This window comes from Leeuwenhoekiella sp. MAR_2009_132 (genome assembly GCF_000687915.1).
Classification (GTDB): Bacteria; Bacteroidota; Bacteroidia; order Flavobacteriales; family Flavobacteriaceae; genus Leeuwenhoekiella.
On the sequence record NZ_JHZY01000002.1, the window covers coordinates 276,508 to 292,938 of the forward strand.

General features: G+C 37.7%; 13 protein-coding genes. 9 read left to right on the plus strand and 4 right to left on the minus strand.

Annotated features, from left to right (window positions below; translation table 11 throughout):
* Window positions 1-2: 2 nt before the first annotated feature.
* The 5 genes from P164_RS01200 (at window position 3) to P164_RS01220 (ending at window position 8,427) form a co-directional block, all read left to right on the plus strand.
* Window positions 3-1,481, plus strand: coding sequence for a RagB/SusD family nutrient uptake outer membrane protein (locus tag P164_RS01200; RefSeq protein ID WP_028374662.1), 1,479 nt, complete (start codon window positions 3-5; stop codon window positions 1,479-1,481).
* Between the two features lie 14 nt (window positions 1,482-1,495).
* Window positions 1,496-3,616, plus strand: a complete 2,121-nt coding sequence (locus P164_RS01205; RefSeq protein ID WP_028374663.1) for a hypothetical protein — start codon at window positions 1,496-1,498, stop codon at window positions 3,614-3,616.
* 20 nt (window positions 3,617-3,636) lie between these two features.
* Entirely contained in the window at window positions 3,637-5,286 is a 1,650-nt protein-coding gene (locus P164_RS01210) for a family 16 glycosylhydrolase (RefSeq protein ID WP_028374664.1), read from the plus strand.
* 10 nt (window positions 5,287-5,296) lie between these two features.
* Window positions 5,297-7,579, plus strand: a complete 2,283-nt coding sequence (gene bglX / locus P164_RS01215) for a beta-glucosidase BglX (RefSeq protein ID WP_028374665.1) — start codon at window positions 5,297-5,299, stop codon at window positions 7,577-7,579.
* Window positions 7,580-7,653: 74 nt separating this feature from the next.
* Window positions 7,654-8,427 (plus strand): family 16 glycosylhydrolase, encoded by a 774-nt coding sequence (locus tag P164_RS01220; protein WP_028374666.1) that lies wholly within the window; start codon window positions 7,654-7,656, stop codon window positions 8,425-8,427.
* Window positions 8,428-8,503: 76 nt separating this feature from the next.
* Here the strand turns inward: P164_RS01220 and P164_RS01225 are convergent, their stop codons facing one another.
* Complete coding sequence (locus P164_RS01225; protein WP_028374667.1) at window positions 8,504-9,298, minus strand: phosphatase PAP2 family protein; 795 nt, start codon at window positions 9,296-9,298, stop codon at window positions 8,504-8,506.
* Between the two features lie 113 nt (window positions 9,299-9,411).
* Between P164_RS01225 and P164_RS01230 the strand changes: the two genes are divergently transcribed.
* Window positions 9,412-10,968, plus strand: a complete 1,557-nt coding sequence (locus tag P164_RS01230) for an NAD(P)/FAD-dependent oxidoreductase (RefSeq protein ID WP_028374668.1) — start codon at window positions 9,412-9,414, stop codon at window positions 10,966-10,968.
* Between the two features lie 80 nt (window positions 10,969-11,048).
* On the opposite strand, the gene P164_RS18635 is transcribed toward P164_RS01230, so the two are convergent.
* Both P164_RS18635 and P164_RS01240 read right to left on the minus strand, forming a co-directional pair.
* Window positions 11,049-11,213 (minus strand): hypothetical protein, encoded by a 165-nt coding sequence (locus P164_RS18635; protein WP_159105997.1) that lies wholly within the window; start codon window positions 11,211-11,213, stop codon window positions 11,049-11,051.
* Window positions 11,214-11,342: 129 nt separating this feature from the next.
* Window positions 11,343-11,750, minus strand: a complete 408-nt coding sequence (locus P164_RS01240; RefSeq protein ID WP_028374669.1) for a hypothetical protein — start codon at window positions 11,748-11,750, stop codon at window positions 11,343-11,345.
* A gap of 581 nt (window positions 11,751-12,331) precedes the next feature.
* Here P164_RS01240 and P164_RS01245 point away from each other — a divergent pair.
* From P164_RS01245 to P164_RS01255, 3 genes are all read left to right on the plus strand, one after another.
* Window positions 12,332-12,643 carry a hypothetical protein gene (locus tag P164_RS01245; RefSeq protein ID WP_028374670.1) on the plus strand — a complete coding sequence of 104 codons (312 nt, stop codon included), beginning with the start codon at window positions 12,332-12,334 and terminating at the stop codon, window positions 12,641-12,643.
* 114 nt (window positions 12,644-12,757) lie between these two features.
* Entirely contained in the window at window positions 12,758-13,183 is a 426-nt protein-coding gene (locus P164_RS01250; RefSeq protein WP_028374671.1) for a Fur family transcriptional regulator, read from the plus strand.
* A 41-nt stretch (window positions 13,184-13,224) separates the two neighbouring features.
* A complete protein-coding gene (locus P164_RS01255; RefSeq protein WP_028374672.1) occupies window positions 13,225-15,195 on the plus strand; it encodes a heavy metal translocating P-type ATPase in 1,971 nt (656 codons plus the stop codon).
* A gap of 43 nt (window positions 15,196-15,238) precedes the next feature.
* On the opposite strand, the gene P164_RS01260 is transcribed toward P164_RS01255, so the two are convergent.
* Window positions 15,239-16,420, minus strand: coding sequence for a DUF748 domain-containing protein (locus tag P164_RS01260; protein WP_028374673.1), 1,182 nt, complete (start codon window positions 16,418-16,420; stop codon window positions 15,239-15,241).
* Between the last annotated feature and the right edge of the window lie 11 nt (window positions 16,421-16,431).

Sequence of the window (16,431 nt, forward strand, 5' to 3'; positions counted from 1 at the left end):
CGATGAAAAAAATAAAAATACAATTAGGATTTATTGCGATGCTGGCTTCAGCTGTACTTGTGGCTTGCGGTGATGATTTTGTTGAAGTTGACCCTATAAATGAAAATTCTGAAGATTTCTTTAATTCTGAAAAAGATTATCAGGATGCATTAGTAGGAGCTTATGATTTATTACAAGCGACATACTTAAATGTAATGGTAGGTGAGATTGCTTCAGATAATACATTAGCCGGTGGCGAAAGCGCTACAGATACTCCGGGTATTCAGCAAATAGATAATATGACACACACGCCGGTAAATCAGCAACTACGAGATATCTGGGGATGGATGTTTGCCGGGGTAAACCGCGCAAATTATATTTTAGAATTTCAAAATAAAACAGAATTTGCCGGAAAAGATCAGGTAATTGCCCAGGCACGTTTTTTAAGAGCATACTATTATTTTGAATTGGTAAAATGGTTTGGTGACGTGCCTCTGGCGGTAGATCAGCGTCTGCTTTTTGGAGATCAGTTTACTATAGACCGCACACCTAAAGCTGAGGTGTATGCACAAATTGAACAAGATTTGATCTTTGCTGCAGAAACGCTTCCGGCTACTCAGGCAGAGCAAGGTCGCATTACTAGCGGTGCGGCACGTGCACTTTTAGGTAAAGCCTATTTATATCAAGATAAATTCGCAGAAGCAGCGAGTGCATTAGATCTTGTAATTGCCGGCCCTTATGATTTGGTAGATGATTATTCAACCATTTTTGAGCAGGAAGGAGAAAATAGTATAGAATCTGTTTTTGAAGTTCAGTATACAGATAAAGAAGGAGCTGGTTTTGGCTGTTTGCAGTGTAGTGAAGGTAATGTGGCTGTAGGTTTTAATGGAATACGTAATTATAGCGGACCTCTATTTGACAGCGGGTTTAGTTTTAATGTACCTGTAAAGGAAGTTTATGATGCTTTTGAACCCGGCGATTCGCGTAGAGATATTGCCATATTAAATATTGAGGAGTTTTCAGCAGCTAATGGCGCTACATTTAATGAAGGCTTTGAGCATACTGGTTTTTATAATAGAAAGTACATCGCCCGTAAAGGTGATGCTAACTTGGGTGACGCTAACCTTACTAATCCTAATAATTACCGTTCTATACGTTTTGCAGATGTATTACTTATGGCTGCAGAAGCACATAATCGTAAAACCACTCCTAACGATGGTTTAGCACAACAATATTTAAACCGTGTGCGTAGAAGAGCATTTGGTGATACTAACCACGACATAACGGCATCAGGAGCTACTTTAACAGATTTTATTTATGCAGAAAGAAGACTTGAGCTGGTAGGAGAAGGACACCGCTTTTTTGACTTAGTACGTACTGGAAGAGCAGCTCAAAATATTGACGGTTTTACGCCAAATAAGAATGAGGTTTTCCCTATACCGGCGATAGAAATTCAACTTACAGGAAACCGTTGGGAACAAAATCAAGGATACACTAATTAATACACTACAATACGATGAAAATTTTAAGATTAATAGTAGCATTTTTAGCGGTTATTACAGTTTTTACAGGTTGTGAAGATGATGTTATTACTAATTATGCATTTCAGGATATTTCTGCACCTACAGGCGTGACAGCAAATTTTGGTATTACGCAAGATGATACTGGCTTAGTGACAATTACACCGGTAGGTGAGGGAGCATCAACCTTTACAATCTATTACGGAGTAGAGGGCACAGAACCAGAAACCATTAATGCGGGTGAAACAACCTCTTTTACCTATACAGAAGGTGAGTATTCAATACGTATTGTAGCGACGGGATCTACAGGATTAACTAGTGAGTTTAATCAAGTCATTAGAGTGTCATTTACAGCACCAGAAAATCTTTCTTTTAAAACCGCAGTAAGTGGTTTAACAGCTGTAGTAACCCCTGTAGCAGCTAATGCAACTATGTTTGATGTGTATTTTGGAGCTAGTGATGACGAAGAGCCGGTTACAGTAATGGCAGACGCATCTGCAACATTTACTTATAATGAACCGGGTGAATATAGTGTACGGGTAGTGGCCAAAGGGGCAAGTGTAGAAACGATAGAATTGACAAAAACGGTTAGTATTACCGGTGCTGTTGATCCGGTTGTATTGCCTATCACTTTTGATAACCCAACAGTAAATTATGCGTTTGGCATGTTTAATGGTGCTTCTTTTCAAGTGGTAACAAATCCTGATCTGTCTGGAGCAAATACTACAGAATCTAATGTGGGAGCAATTACAAACTCTGGAGCACAATTTGAAGGTGGAGCGTATAATCTGGGTGAGCCAGTAGATTTTAGCGCAGCTAATAAGACAATTTCAATGAAACTTTGGTCTACGGTTGAAGTACCAGTTTTATTAAAATTTGAAGGTGGTGTTAATGGCGAACGTCAAACTGAAATTACAAAAACACACAGCGGCTCTGGATGGGAAGTTTTAACTTTTGATTTTGCTACTGAGGCTGTTAAAAGTTATATCGACGGAAGTCAGGGTGTTGGCGAACCTTTTGTACCTACAGGACAGTATGCAACCATGGTAATTTTTGTTGATGGTCCCGGTACTACTGCAGGAACATTCTATATTGATGATGTTGAGCAAACCGGTGGAGCAACAGAACCTATGATGGCCGCGCCTGCTCCGGAAGCTGCAGCAGCAGATGTACTTTCAATTTTCAGCGACTCATATACAGATCCAGCTTCAGTAAATTACTTTCCTAATTGGGGACAATCAACAACTTATGAGCAAGTAGATCTAGGTGAAAATGCTGCAATTAAATATGCTAACGCAAACTATCAGGGAATTGACCTAGGAGGTGAGTATGATGCTTCAGGATACGAATTTGTACATATTGATGTATGGTCTGCAGATTATGCAAGTATTCCGTTTTTTATCATTGATACTTCAGGAGAACGTCCAGTAAACTTAGAAGTTACTGCCGGAGAATGGACGAGTATAGATATTCCACTTTCAGCATTTACAGATCAGGGAATTTCGTTAAGTAACGTATTCCAATTTAAGTTTGATGTACAACCTAATAATGGAGGTACTTTTTATATAGATAACCTGTACTTCTACAATGCGAGTGCTTCAGTAGCAGATAGCCCGCAAGCAGCTGCACCGGCACCTTCGTTTGACGCAGCAAATGTGATCTCATTATTTAGTGATGTGTATTCAGATGTAAATATGGCTACCTGGAGAACAGACTGGTCTGCTGCGACTTTAGAAGATGTGAGCATTGCAGGAAATGCTGTTAAAAAATATTCAGCATTAAATTTTGTAGGAGCAGAACCGGTGTCACAAATTAATGCCAGTGCAATGACACATTTTAGTACAGATGTCTGGACGGGAGATGCTACTCAAATCAGAATTAAATTGGTTGATTTTGGAGCTAATGGAACCTACCAGGGAGGTGATGACAGTGAGCACGAGATTGTATTAAATTTTGATAATGGTGATTTTATACGCAACAGCTGGGTAACGTTAGATATTCCATTAGTAGATTTTACAGGGCTTACCTCACAATCTAACATTGCACAATTGATTTTTTCTGGAGGACCAGCCGGTGAAACAACGGTTTATATTGACAACGTATACTTTCATAACTAGAATTTAAATAGCAAGATATTATGAAAAAGATAATTCAAATCGTATCCTACTGCTTAGTACTATTTACTGTATTAAGCTGCCAGGATGATGATTCCACATTAGAGCAGGTTCTGGTTCCTCAAAACCTAGAGGTAACCACAGATATAACCACAGACGGCTCGGGCAATGTAACCTTTACTGCTACAGCAGATAATGCTGTAACGTATAGATTCTCTTTTCCTGACGGCTCTACGGTAGTTGCTCCCGCTGGAGTTTATACCAAGCGTTTTACAAAAACCGGTTTAAATAGCTATCAGGTTACTGTTTTGGCTTACGGTCAGGCAGGTGTGAGTAGTTCTAAACTCGTAGAAGTTTCGGTAGAAAGTGATTTCTCAGATCCCGATGCTATTGAGTTATTAACCGGCGGGGGATCCAAAACCTGGTATTGGGCTGCAGATGTTCCCAATCATCTGGGTGTAGGTCCTAATAATAATGATCCTAATCAGAATTATTTCTGGGCATTCTTTTCATTTACAGAACCTTTTGCATTGGCAGATATTCCGTCAGCATCCTGTGCATACGATGATGAGTTTATCTTTAGTACATCTAATGGTGAAAATTTAACCTACGTGTACGATAATAAAGGTGCATCTTTCTTTAACAGAACATACGCCAGTGTTGTAGGTGGGCAATCCCCAGATGACAGTTGTTACGAGTTTGATACTACCGGAGAAAATGCTGTTACATTGGCCCCGTCTGAGTCTGTAGTTGCTGCAGAGCGTAAGCGCGGTACAGTAATGACACTTGGGGATAATGGTTTTGTAGGTTACTATATAGGTACTAATGAATATGAGATTATGTCTCTTACCGAAAACAGAATGGTTTTAAGAGCAGTACAGGGTAATGATCAGGGTTTGGCCTGGTATGTTATCTTAACCTCTCAAAAACCCGTACGTGGAGCCACTGGTCCTGTTGCAGAAACAGATACATTTCCTAATCTATTGTGGTCAGACGAATTTGATGTTGATGGAGCTCCTAATCCTTTAAACTGGACTTATGACATAGGTAATGGTCAGGTAGGATGGGGAAATAATGAACTTCAGTATTATACAGATCGCGCAGATAATGTTAGTGTTGCTGATGGAGTTTTAAATATTACAGCCAAACGCGAAAACTTCATGGGACAGGAGTTTACTTCTGCTCGTTTAAAATCTGAAGGTTTACAAGAATTTACATTTGGTCGTGTTGAGGTTCGCGCAAAGCTACCTGAAGGAGTAGGTACATGGCCCGCAATCTGGATGTTGGGAGCAGATTATCAAACCAATCCCTGGCCGGGAACTGGGGAGATTGATATAATGGAACACGTAGGGCGCAATCAAAATGAAGTATTATCTACCTTGCATTTTCCCGGAAATTCTGGAGCAAACGGAATATCTCAAAGTACTATTGTAAACGATGTTGCGGGTACCTTTCACGTATATGCAGCAGAATGGACCGAAACCCAAATTCGTTTTTATGTAGATGATGAGTTATATCATTTATTTGAAAATGATAGTCAAAAACCGTTTGACAAAGATTTCTTTATGATCTTAAACGTCGCGATGGGTGGAAATCTGGGCGGAGACGTAGATCCTGCCTTTACTCAGTCAAGTATGCAGGTTGACTATGTACGCATTTATCAACGTGATTAAAGCTTTATAAATGAAAAATCAACTCATTCTAACCCTGTATATTTTAATGCTTGCGCCTTTGCTAAATGCAGTGGCGCAAGTACAGGGGATAAATAATTTAGATCCTGTTATTGAGCAAAAAATAGATTCTATAATCAGCTTAATGACGATTAAGGAAAAAGTGGGTCAAATGACCCAGTACAACGGCAGCTTCGATGTAACCGGTGCTCCTTCAGATATTGATTCTAAAACCAAACTTGAGAAACTCAAGAATGGAGAAGTAGGATCTATGCTCAATGTACTTACTGCAAAAGCTACACGAGAGGCACAGGAAGTAGTAATGCAAAATTCTCATTTAAAAATCCCTTTGATTTTTGGCTACGATGTGATTCACGGGTATAAAACTATGTTTCCGGTCCCTCTAGGTGAGAGTGCAAGCTGGGATTTAGAAGCTTTAAAATTAAGTGCGCAAATTGCTGCTGAAGAAACAGCTGCCGCGGGTGTACACTGGACGTTTGCTCCTATGATAGATGTTTCTCGCGATGCACGCTGGGGTCGTATTATGGAAGGTGCCGGGGAAGATCCGTATTTAAATAGTGTCATAGGCGTTGCGCGTATTAATGGTTTTCAAGGTCAAGATTTAAAAGCTGTAAATACAATTGCTGCGTGTGCAAAACATTTTGCAGGGTACGGATTTGCCGAAGCGGGCAGAGATTATAATACAGTTAATATAGGGGAGTCTGAACTGCAAAATGCGATTCTATTACCTTTTAAGGCAGCCTCTGAAGCAGGTGTAGCTACATTTATGAATAGTTTTAATGAGATAGATGGTATACCGGCCACAGCTTCTACACATTTGCAGCGAGACATATTAAAAGGAGACTGGGATTATAAAGGATTTATGGTTTCAGACTGGGGATCTATCGCAGAATTAATACCCCATGGGTTTGCACAAGACAAAATGCAGGCAGGTAAACTAGCTGTTGTTGCCGGTAGCGATATGGATATGGAAGGCCGTGTTTATGAGATGGCTTTAGAACCCCTAGTTGCAGATAATCAAATTGAGGAAGAGTTGCTTAATGAGGCAGTGCGTCGTATTCTACGCGTAAAGTTTGCGTTGGGTCTTTTTGAAAATCCGTATAAGTATAGTGATGAAAAGCGCGAGAAGCAGATTTTGCTTTCAAAAGAAAATCTAGAAGCCTCTCGGGATATTGCTCGTAAATCTATTGTGCTTTTGAAGAACGAAAAGGATATACTTCCACTTAAAAAATCGTTGAAAAGTATAGCTGTAATTGGTCCGCTAGCAGATGACAAAGATGCTCCTTTAGGAAATTGGCGTGCCCAGGCAATAAAAAATTCTGCAGTTTCTGTTTTAGAAGGAATAAAAAATGCAGTGGGCAAAAACACGCAAATTAATTATGCTCAAGGTGCTTCTTTAGGTATGGGAGAACGTAGTTTCCTAATGCCATTAACTATAAATGAAACAGATACATCTGGTTTTGCTGAAGCTGTAGAAGCTGCTAAAAAATCTGAAGTGGTTGTTCTTGTAGTAGGTGAAGATGCATTTCAATCTGGAGAAGGGCGCAGCCAGACCACCATAATGTTAAGAGGTGTACAACAAGAATTAATTGACGCAGTTGCTGAGGTTAACAGCAATATAGTTTTGGTTTTAATGAATGGTCGTCCTTTAGATATAAGTAAACCTAATGAGCAGGTTCCTGCAATTTTAGAAACCTGGTTTTTAGGTTCAGAAGCCGGAAATGCAATCGCAGATGTACTTTTTGGAGCATATAATCCATCTGGTAAATTACCTGTTTCATTTCCTAGAAATGTAGGGCAGGAGCCGTTGTATTACAATCAAAAGAATACAGGAAGACCATCAAGTGATATGGTAACCTACTCCGGGTATCAGGATTCTTCAAGAGAAGCTTTGTTTCCTTTTGGTTTTGGTTTAAGCTATTCTACGTTTGAGTATGGTAATGTGAGCCTCGATGCTAACACCTTTTCTGGTGAGGGTATGCTTAATGTTTCGGTAGATATAACAAATACCGGTACTGTAGCCGGTAAAGAAACGGTACAATTATACATTAGAGATCTTGTTGCCAGTCGTACCAGACCTGTAAAAGAATTACGCGATTTTAAGCAGATTCAATTAGAAGCAGGAGAAACAAAAACAGTGACTTTTAAGATTGACTCAAAAACCTTAGAATTTTATTCCGCGAATGCGAAATGGGAAGCAGAACCTGGAGAATTTGAGATTATGATAGGTACAAATTCTGTTGATTTACAAACGGTAAAGATTACCTATGAGTAATTGTATCAAAAATAATGACTAAATCTAAACACCTACGTTTCCCTAGACGCCAGGTGTTTTTTACATATAAAACAATGATAAAACATACGCTAAGTGCCGCTGTACTTATTCTATTACTAGTAAGTTGTAAAGTTCAAAAACAGACACAATTAATCTGGTCAGACGAGTTTAATGGTGACGGACTAGATACATCGGCCTGGAATTTTGAATTGGGTGATGGTTGTCCTAATCTGTGTGGCTGGGGAAATAGCGAACGCCAGATATATACCCAGAATAATCATAGATTAGAAGACGGTAAATTGATTATTACAGCCCGTAAAGATGGAGATGTCTATACATCTACGCGTATTACAACAAAAGGGAAGCACGAGTTTAAGTATGGCCGTATGGAAGCCCGTGCAAAATTAGCTCTTGGTGAGGGTTTATGGCCGGCATTCTGGATGCTAGGTTCAAATATTGATCAGGCAAAATGGCCCTCGAGTGGTGAAATAGATATTTTAGAATATGTAGGCAAAGAGCAGGATATGGTGTATACAACACTTCATGTACCAGCAGGTCACGGTGATTCAGCATTTAGTAAAAAAACAAAGATTGAAAATATAGAAGAAGGATATCATACATATGCGGCAGAGTGGTCTCCACAGCAGATAGAATTTTTTGTAGATGACAAATCTGTATTTACTTACAGCCCAGAAGATAAAACTAAAGAGGTTTGGCCTTTTGATCAGCCGTTTTATTTTATAATTAATCTCGCCATAGGCGGAAATTTTGGCGGTCCTAAAGTTGATGATTCTGTTTTTCCGCAAGAATTTATTATAGATTATGTGCGGGTTTACAAAATGAATTGAGCTGTGTTTAAGATTTAAAAAAAGGCTCCAATCTAAAGTTAGATTGGAGCCTTTTTTTTTTGATTTAAGTTTCTAATTAAAATGAATAACTGAGATAAACTCCCTGAAAACGCGAATCTAAAACCGGTGTAAATGAGAGGTTTTCATATTTTTTCTTATGCAATTCTGGGATTAGGATACCTGAAGCCGCACCCATGGCGTAGCCTAATAAAACATCGCTTAAAAAGTGATTTCCTGCCTCTACGCGTAATACACCTACAGTTGCCGGTATAATTGCAGCTCCCGTCCAAACCAGCCATTTATTTTCCATATCAGGATTGAAGTCGGTTAATACTTTAGCCGCAAAAAAAGTAGCTGTAGCAGAAGCAGCTACGTGACCCGAGTAGAAACTTCTTGTATTGGTAGATTTCATACGTTCATCAAGGTCTAAATCTTCATTGTAAGCACGTGGCCGAATACGATCTGTTAAGCCTGCAGATAGTGTAAATAGCGCGGCAGTTGTTGATAAAGATTCTAGATACAAAACACTTAATTGCCCTATATGGTTATTTTGATCGCCTGTAAAGAGTACTGCAAATGGAACAGCGAATGCTGTATAAAAGGGAATATCACTTAATTTATTTAAATCGTCGTCATAATTTCCGGCAGACCATCTATCAAAAGAAGGAATATTTTTTTTATCGAGATTTAAAATAGTCTCTTCAGAGATATCTTCTTTATTTTGAATTATTAAAAACCCTCCAGCGGTACCTGCAAGACCCGCACCCAGCCAGGTTGCATCTTTTGCCCAGCTTATTTCGTAAGGAGACGGTTTGTTTTGAGAGTGAAGTGTTAACGAGAAGAAAAGCAAAATTAAAAATGTACTGCGCATAGATAGGTTATTTGGTTGTTGGGCTAAATTCTGTAATTTATAAATATGCTGTATGCGATTTAACGATATTATAGCACTTTCTTCCACCGAAGCAATGACTATATTTGCAAGGTATGAGCACACTTATTTCTTTAAATATTCTTCCGGAAGAATTAGAAAATACAGATCTTATTTTGAGGTCTGCTTCAAAAAAAGCAAATATTAAACCAGACCAGATTAGTGATTGGCGTATACGCAAGCGATCAATAGACGCCCGTAAAAAGCCGGTTAAAATGCAACTTCAGATAGAAATCTGGAAAACTGAAGAGCAGCGTGAGCCTCTTAACAAATTTAATTCTCAAGATGTAAGTAGTTGCCCTAGAATAGCTATAATAGGCGCAGGTCCTGCAGGTTTATATGCGGCTTTACGTGCTATTGAGGCAGGTTTAAAGCCTATTGTTTTTGAACGCGGTAAAGATGTACGAGAACGCAGACGCGATCTTGCTAAAATAAATAAAGAACAAATTGTAAATCCTGAGTCTAATTATTGTTTTGGAGAAGGCGGTGCCGGTACCTATTCTGACGGAAAGCTTTATACGCGATCAAAAAAACGCGGTAATGTATTAAAGGCTTTAGAGTGGCTGGTACATTTTGGTGCAGATGAAGATATTTTGGTAGATGCGCACCCGCATATAGGTACAAACAAGCTGCCTAAGCTTATTACAGCAATGCGTGAAACTATAATTGAAGCCGGTGGTGAGGTTCATTTTGATTCAAAACTTACCGATTTAAAGATCGAAGAAAACAGAATAAAGGGTATTGTTATTAACGAAACCCAGATGTATGAGTTTACAGAAGTGATATTGGCAACAGGTCATTCTGCCAGAGATATTTTTTATATGCTTCACGATAAACAGGTAAAGCTTGAGGCTAAACCTTTTGCACTGGGTGTGAGAATAGAGCACCAGCAGGAAGTGATTAATTATATTCAATACCATGGGGAAACTAATAATCCTTATCTCCCCCCGGCTGCTTACAGTCTGGTAGCGCAAATAGATGGCATGGGTGTGTACTCGTTTTGTATGTGCCCCGGTGGGATTATAGCTCCGTGTGCTACAGCGCAGGAGGAGGTAGTTACTAATGGTTGGAGTCCTAGCAAACGCAACAATCCTTATGCAAATTCTGGAATAGTGGTTAGTGTAGAGCCAAAAGATTTACCCAATTACACTCCAGATGATCCTTTTGTATGTCTTAATTTTCAGAAGGAAGTAGAACATATTTGTTGGGTTGCAGGGGGAAAAACGCAGCAAGTGCCGGCACAACGTATGACCGATTTTGTAAAAGGAATTAAATCTAAAGATTTCCCTAAAACTTCGTATCAACCCGGAATTGTAAGTGCAGATCTTAATAAAGTTCTGCCGCATTTAATAGCCAGTAGGCTGAAGAAAGCATTTCTAAATTTCGGTAAAAAAATGCCGGGTTATTTGTCTAAAGATGCCGTTTTACATGCTCCGGAAAGCAGAACTTCATCACCGATATCTATACCCAGAAATAATGAAACTTTAGAACACGTAGAAATTCACGGACTTTACCCTTGTGGAGAAGGAGCAGGTTATGCCGGTGGTATTATGTCTGCTGCTATAGACGGTATTAATTGTGTAGATGCGATAGCTTTAAAATATAAGCTTTGAATAAACAATCGCATAACTCTATAAATTACAAAAGCCCTGCAATTGCAGGGCTTTTGTTTGGATCTTTGTAGTTTTTTGAATTACTCAGCAGCAGGAGTTTCAACTTGAAGAGTGTCATTAACAACTTCTTCAACTTCAACTTCTTGAACAGGAGCTTCAGGAGCAACTTCTTCCATAGAAGTTTCTTCCATTACTTCTTCTGTCTTCTCTTCAGATGCTTCTCTGCAAGATGCAACTGTAATCATTAGACTCAATGCGAAACCAGCTAATAAAATGCGTTTCATAATTATAAATTTATTGCGTTTAAAATGCGTGCGAATGTAATCTAAATCTTAATACGCCAAACAAATTAATTAAAAATTTTTTTATTTTTTTTAGGCGTAAGCCTGAGTGATCATTTTGATTCTTCGATCTAAAAATTGTTTCTCATTTATATCGAGATGAGATGCAGAATTATTGATGTAAAGTTTTGAATAATTTTTAATAATTTCTTGTAAAATTTGACTTCTAGATTTCTTTAGAATTGCTGTGTTTAAGCCTATTACCATATTTTTAGGTTCGATAATACATATCTTTTTAAAAGGATTCCAGAAGGTGGTAATCTGCACGTTATCTGAGGCAGAATTATTCATATTATCAATGATATTCTGAAACTTTACAGCATCTTTTTGATTTAAATTATTAAGTAATTGTTGTTGGAAAAACGGACTGCGCAGTATTAAATCTGCTCTACTAACTGCGCTTTTAACCAAAGTGTTTGTGCCCTCATATATTAGGTTCATATTATTAAGATTTAAAAATGGTATCGAGATTTTAAATCGATATAATTTGAGATTATTTTATGTTATTTAAAGAGGGGTAAAGGGGCGTATAATTGTAAAATGAACTTTGTGAAATTTTATCAAATAGGTGATAATATTCCTACTCACATATCATTTTTATCTTACACGATCTATCAAATCTAAAGATATAATTTGTCATTTAGGATACGGTTAGTTGATAATTAGATACGTTACAGAAATAAACGATTAAGTGTAATTATATACACTAATTATAGGGGGTTTTCTTAAAAATTGAGATAATACTTAGAAAATCATTTATTTAATTAAAGAATTTAAATATTAAACAAGTACAAAAACTCAGCTACTCGAGTTTATATTTAAATCACTTATTAAATGATAATTTGTATGAATAATCAGGTTTTCAAATAAGGTCTCCTTTTAATTAAATCTAATAGAAATCTTAAAATCTAAGAATTTGCATTAAATCTTGGGAAATAATTAATAATAGCTATTAAAGTATTTGTAATGAATATAATTTTATGAGAATGGTCTTGTAATTTAGGTGTACTAATTAAAAGATTATGAAAACTCTTATTACCTTATTCAGTATATTTTTAATTTCCTTTAGTGGGACTACTATAAATGAACCATCTGCAGAACTTGTTCAGGACCAACTCGTTTTTGACGGTTACGAAGGAAATTATTATTTCTTTTCAGATGAAAATTATCAGGCAGTTGTATTAGAAGTTTCTAATAAGGAGACTCTAAAAAATTATGATCTTATTAATGGAAATTTAGAAGGTAAAGTTTTTAAAGTAGCCTATACCGCAACTGAAAATCCAGAAAATTCTTCAGCAATAGGAATCATTCAGTACATAAAACCCTTACCATAAAAATAAACACTTATTTAAAAAGCCCTCTTGGGCTTTTTTTATTGCTATAAACGATTAATTCGTAAATGCTTAATTAATTTTGTGGAGAATTTATAAACGCTTTAGAACAGAGTTATGCTGAATACCATACGTGTTGAAGAGAATTTACAGGCAAAGCATATTCGACCCACAGCTATGCGTATTTTGGTTTACAAATTATTAAACAGTGCAAATAAGGCGCTGGCCCTAGCAGATATTGAACACACATTTAGTACAGCAGAGCGTACCACATTATTTAGAACACTTAAAACTTTTGAAGAGAAAGGTATTGTACATCAAATTCAGGATGGTACGGGTATTACTAAATATGCATTGTGTGAACCTAATTGTAATTGCGAACTTGATCGTGATTTACATTTGCACTTTCACTGTACTATATGTGACGATACCGTATGCCTTACAGAGCATAAAATACCCCATATCAACTTACCAGCAGGCTATAAGGCCGAAGACGCCAATTTAGTTATAAAAGGAGTGTGTGATAAATGCAATTCGCTGTAAATGCACTTCTGTTGCATTGATTTTATAGAGACCTTGCAACTATGAAAACTCTAAATAGAACTCCAAACAAAGTTAAAGATTGCTGCAGTACAGGCGACGAGCATTCAGAACAAGATAACCCTAATGAATCAGGACATAATCATTCTGTAAATAGTGGATTTAAATCCTATTTACCGGGTATTTTCAGTTTTGTACTTCTGGTAACCGGCATTGCATTAGATTTTTTTGAAGTTGGTTTTTTTAGTGGATGGGTGCGGCTTGTCTGGTATCTAGTAGCATACGTTCCGGTAGGGCTACCTGTAGCCCTAGAAGGATGGAATAGCATCAAAAATGGGGATTTTTTTACCGAATTTCTCTTAATGACCATTGCAACAATAGGTGCTTTTATTCTGGGAGAATATCCAGAAGGGGTGGCTGTAATGGTTTTTTATGCGGTAGGTGAAGAGTTTCAACATACCGCGGTGAGTAATGCCAAGAAAAATATTAAAGCATTATTAGATGTGCGTCCTAATGAGGCATTGGTTTATCGCAATGCTCAGTTTATTTCAGTAGATCCTGATGCTGTAGCAATAGGTGAAAAGCTACAGGTGCGTGTGGGGGAGAAAATTCCTTTAGATGGAATTTTAACTTCGGAAAAAGCAACGCTCAATACTGCTGCACTAACAGGAGAGAGTACGCCTGCTTTGGTACGAAAAGGAGCTAAGGTTTTTGCCGGAAGCATTAATCTTGAGCAGGTAATTGAACTGGAAGCTACCGCAGTATTTAAAGACAGTTCGGTAGCACGTATTCTAGATCTGGTTCAAAATGCAACTTCCAGAAAGTCAAAAACAGAATTATTTATTAGAAAATTTGCCCGTATTTATACGCCAATTGTAGTTTTTCTGGCGATAGGGGTAACCTTGTTTCCGTATTTTATTGTTGAAGACTATGTGTTTAGAGATTGGTTATACAGAGCATTAATCTTTCTGGTAATTTCGTGCCCTTGCGCTTTAGTAATTTCTATTCCACTGGGTTATTTTGGAGGTTTAGGAGCTGCATCCCGCAACGGAATATTATTTAAAGGCGCAGCGTTTTTAGATACGATGACTAAAATTAATACCATAGTTATTGATAAAACGGGAACGGTAACACAGGGAGTTTTTAAAATCAAACAAATTGTAAATCATACAGATTTTAGTGAAGCAGATTTTATGGAATATCTGCTGGCACTAGAAGAAAAGTCAACTCATCCCATTGCAAAGGCACTTTTAGCCTATAAGCGTGAAACTTCAGAATTTGAAGCGACCTCAATTGCAGAAATTGCTGGTAAAGGTTTATCAGGAACGGTAAATAATAAAACGGTTTTGGCAGGAAATAAAGCATTAATGGATGCGCACAACATAATCGTACCCAAAGAAACTGAAACAATTGTTGAGTCTTTAATCTACGTTGCTATAGCCGGAAATTTTGCAGGTTATGTAGTTATAGCAGACGCATTAAAAGAAGATGCACACAGAGCAATTGCTGATCTTCGTAAGGCAGGCATTTCAAAAATCATTATGCTCTCTGGCGATAAAGATTCTATAACTCAACAAGTGGCTAACGAACTTAAACTAGATTGGGCAAAAGGAGGTTTATTGCCCGAAGATAAATTGAATGAAGTAGAATTACTTAAAAAGCAGCCCGGTGTTTATGTAGCATTTACAGGTGATGGTATCAATGATGCTCCGGTGCTTGCTGTGAGTGATGTAGGTATCGCAATGGGAGGATTAGGAAGTGATGTTGCTGTAGAAACGGCAGATGTGATTATACAAACAGACCAACCTTCAAAAATTGCAAAAGCAATAAAAATAGGACATTCTACCCGTAGCATTGTTTGGCAAAATATAGCCCTGGCCTTTGGAGTAAAAGCCGTAGTTCTGGTGCTAGGAGCGGGTGGTCTTGCTACAATGTGGGAAGCTGTATTTGCAGATGTAGGCGTTGCATTTTTAGCAATACTGAATGCGATACGTTTACAAAAAATGAACTGGTAACTAACAAACTGTATTAGTGTTTTTAATGTCGTAAAGTTTAAGGTTACAAAGTATCCCTGTCTTTTTCCGCTCTGCGTTCTTCCCGTTTTTGTTTACGTTCTTCTTTTCGGGCAGCTCGTTTTTCTTTAGAGGTTAAATCTTCATCGTCTTTAAAAGCATCTTTAAATTCGATTTTATCATCAGTTTCTCCTTTAAATGCTTTGATCCAGGCATTTTTAAATATTCCGCCTATAGTAGGCCAGACACCTGCTTCTACATTGTTTAAATCACCTTCAAGAGGGATTTCGGTGGCCAGAGTATCTGTACGTTGATTTTTAAATGCAAATTTAAAAAAGCCTACAAAGCCTTCCCATAAGGTTTCCAGAAAGCCATCTTCTTTGCCTATAAGTTTAGTATCTATAAGTAAGGGTTTCATATATCCCTTAAGATAACCGTCTGCAATTGCAAGCTCGCTATACAATTCTACCGTACCGCTATCAAAATCGATACCTGCATAGTAGTTTGTAAAATCATTTAGTGCCGTCGCATTAGCTTTTTGTAGTGAGAAGGCAAGATCCATATCAGGAACTTCTTTTATGATATTGATGTTTCCGTCAAGTTTCACGTTTCCACCTCCAAAAGAAATACCTGTGGCACTTATAGGAGAGGGGAGCACACGTTCTTTTTCAACCACATTGCGCAGGTTGTCTGCGGTAAGTTCGAGCTTTTCAATAGCAAGGTCTACGTTAGGATCTGCAGTCAATTGTACAAAAGCCAGTTTACCATTATGCACCTCAAAATGGTTAATTTCTAAAGGAACAATTTCGGTGATCGCTTTTGTCCAGTCATCAACATCTGCAGTTCCACCTTCAGGAGTTGTTTTCTGATCTTCAAAAACATAGATAATTTCGGGGCTGTTCATGGTAATTTCAGCAACAATTTTACCTTTGATTATAGATTTCCATTCTATAGAAATATCAGTCTTCGGAAAATTTAAAAAAGGAACCTGAGTTCCGGCATCTACTTTATTTAAATAAAGTTTGTTAAGCACATAGGCGCCTCTGTACAGTGCAATATCCACGTCATTAACCTGCCCATAGTAGCCCGGGATATCTGCTAAAGCTTTATTGATAGAATTTTTAACCAGAGTGGGTAAATACAGTCTAAACGCTATAAGTAGTATGAGTAGCGTAAGCGGTAATACATAACGTTTCTTTTTATAACGCGCTCTTTTTGTGGTAGCCATAAATCTTATTT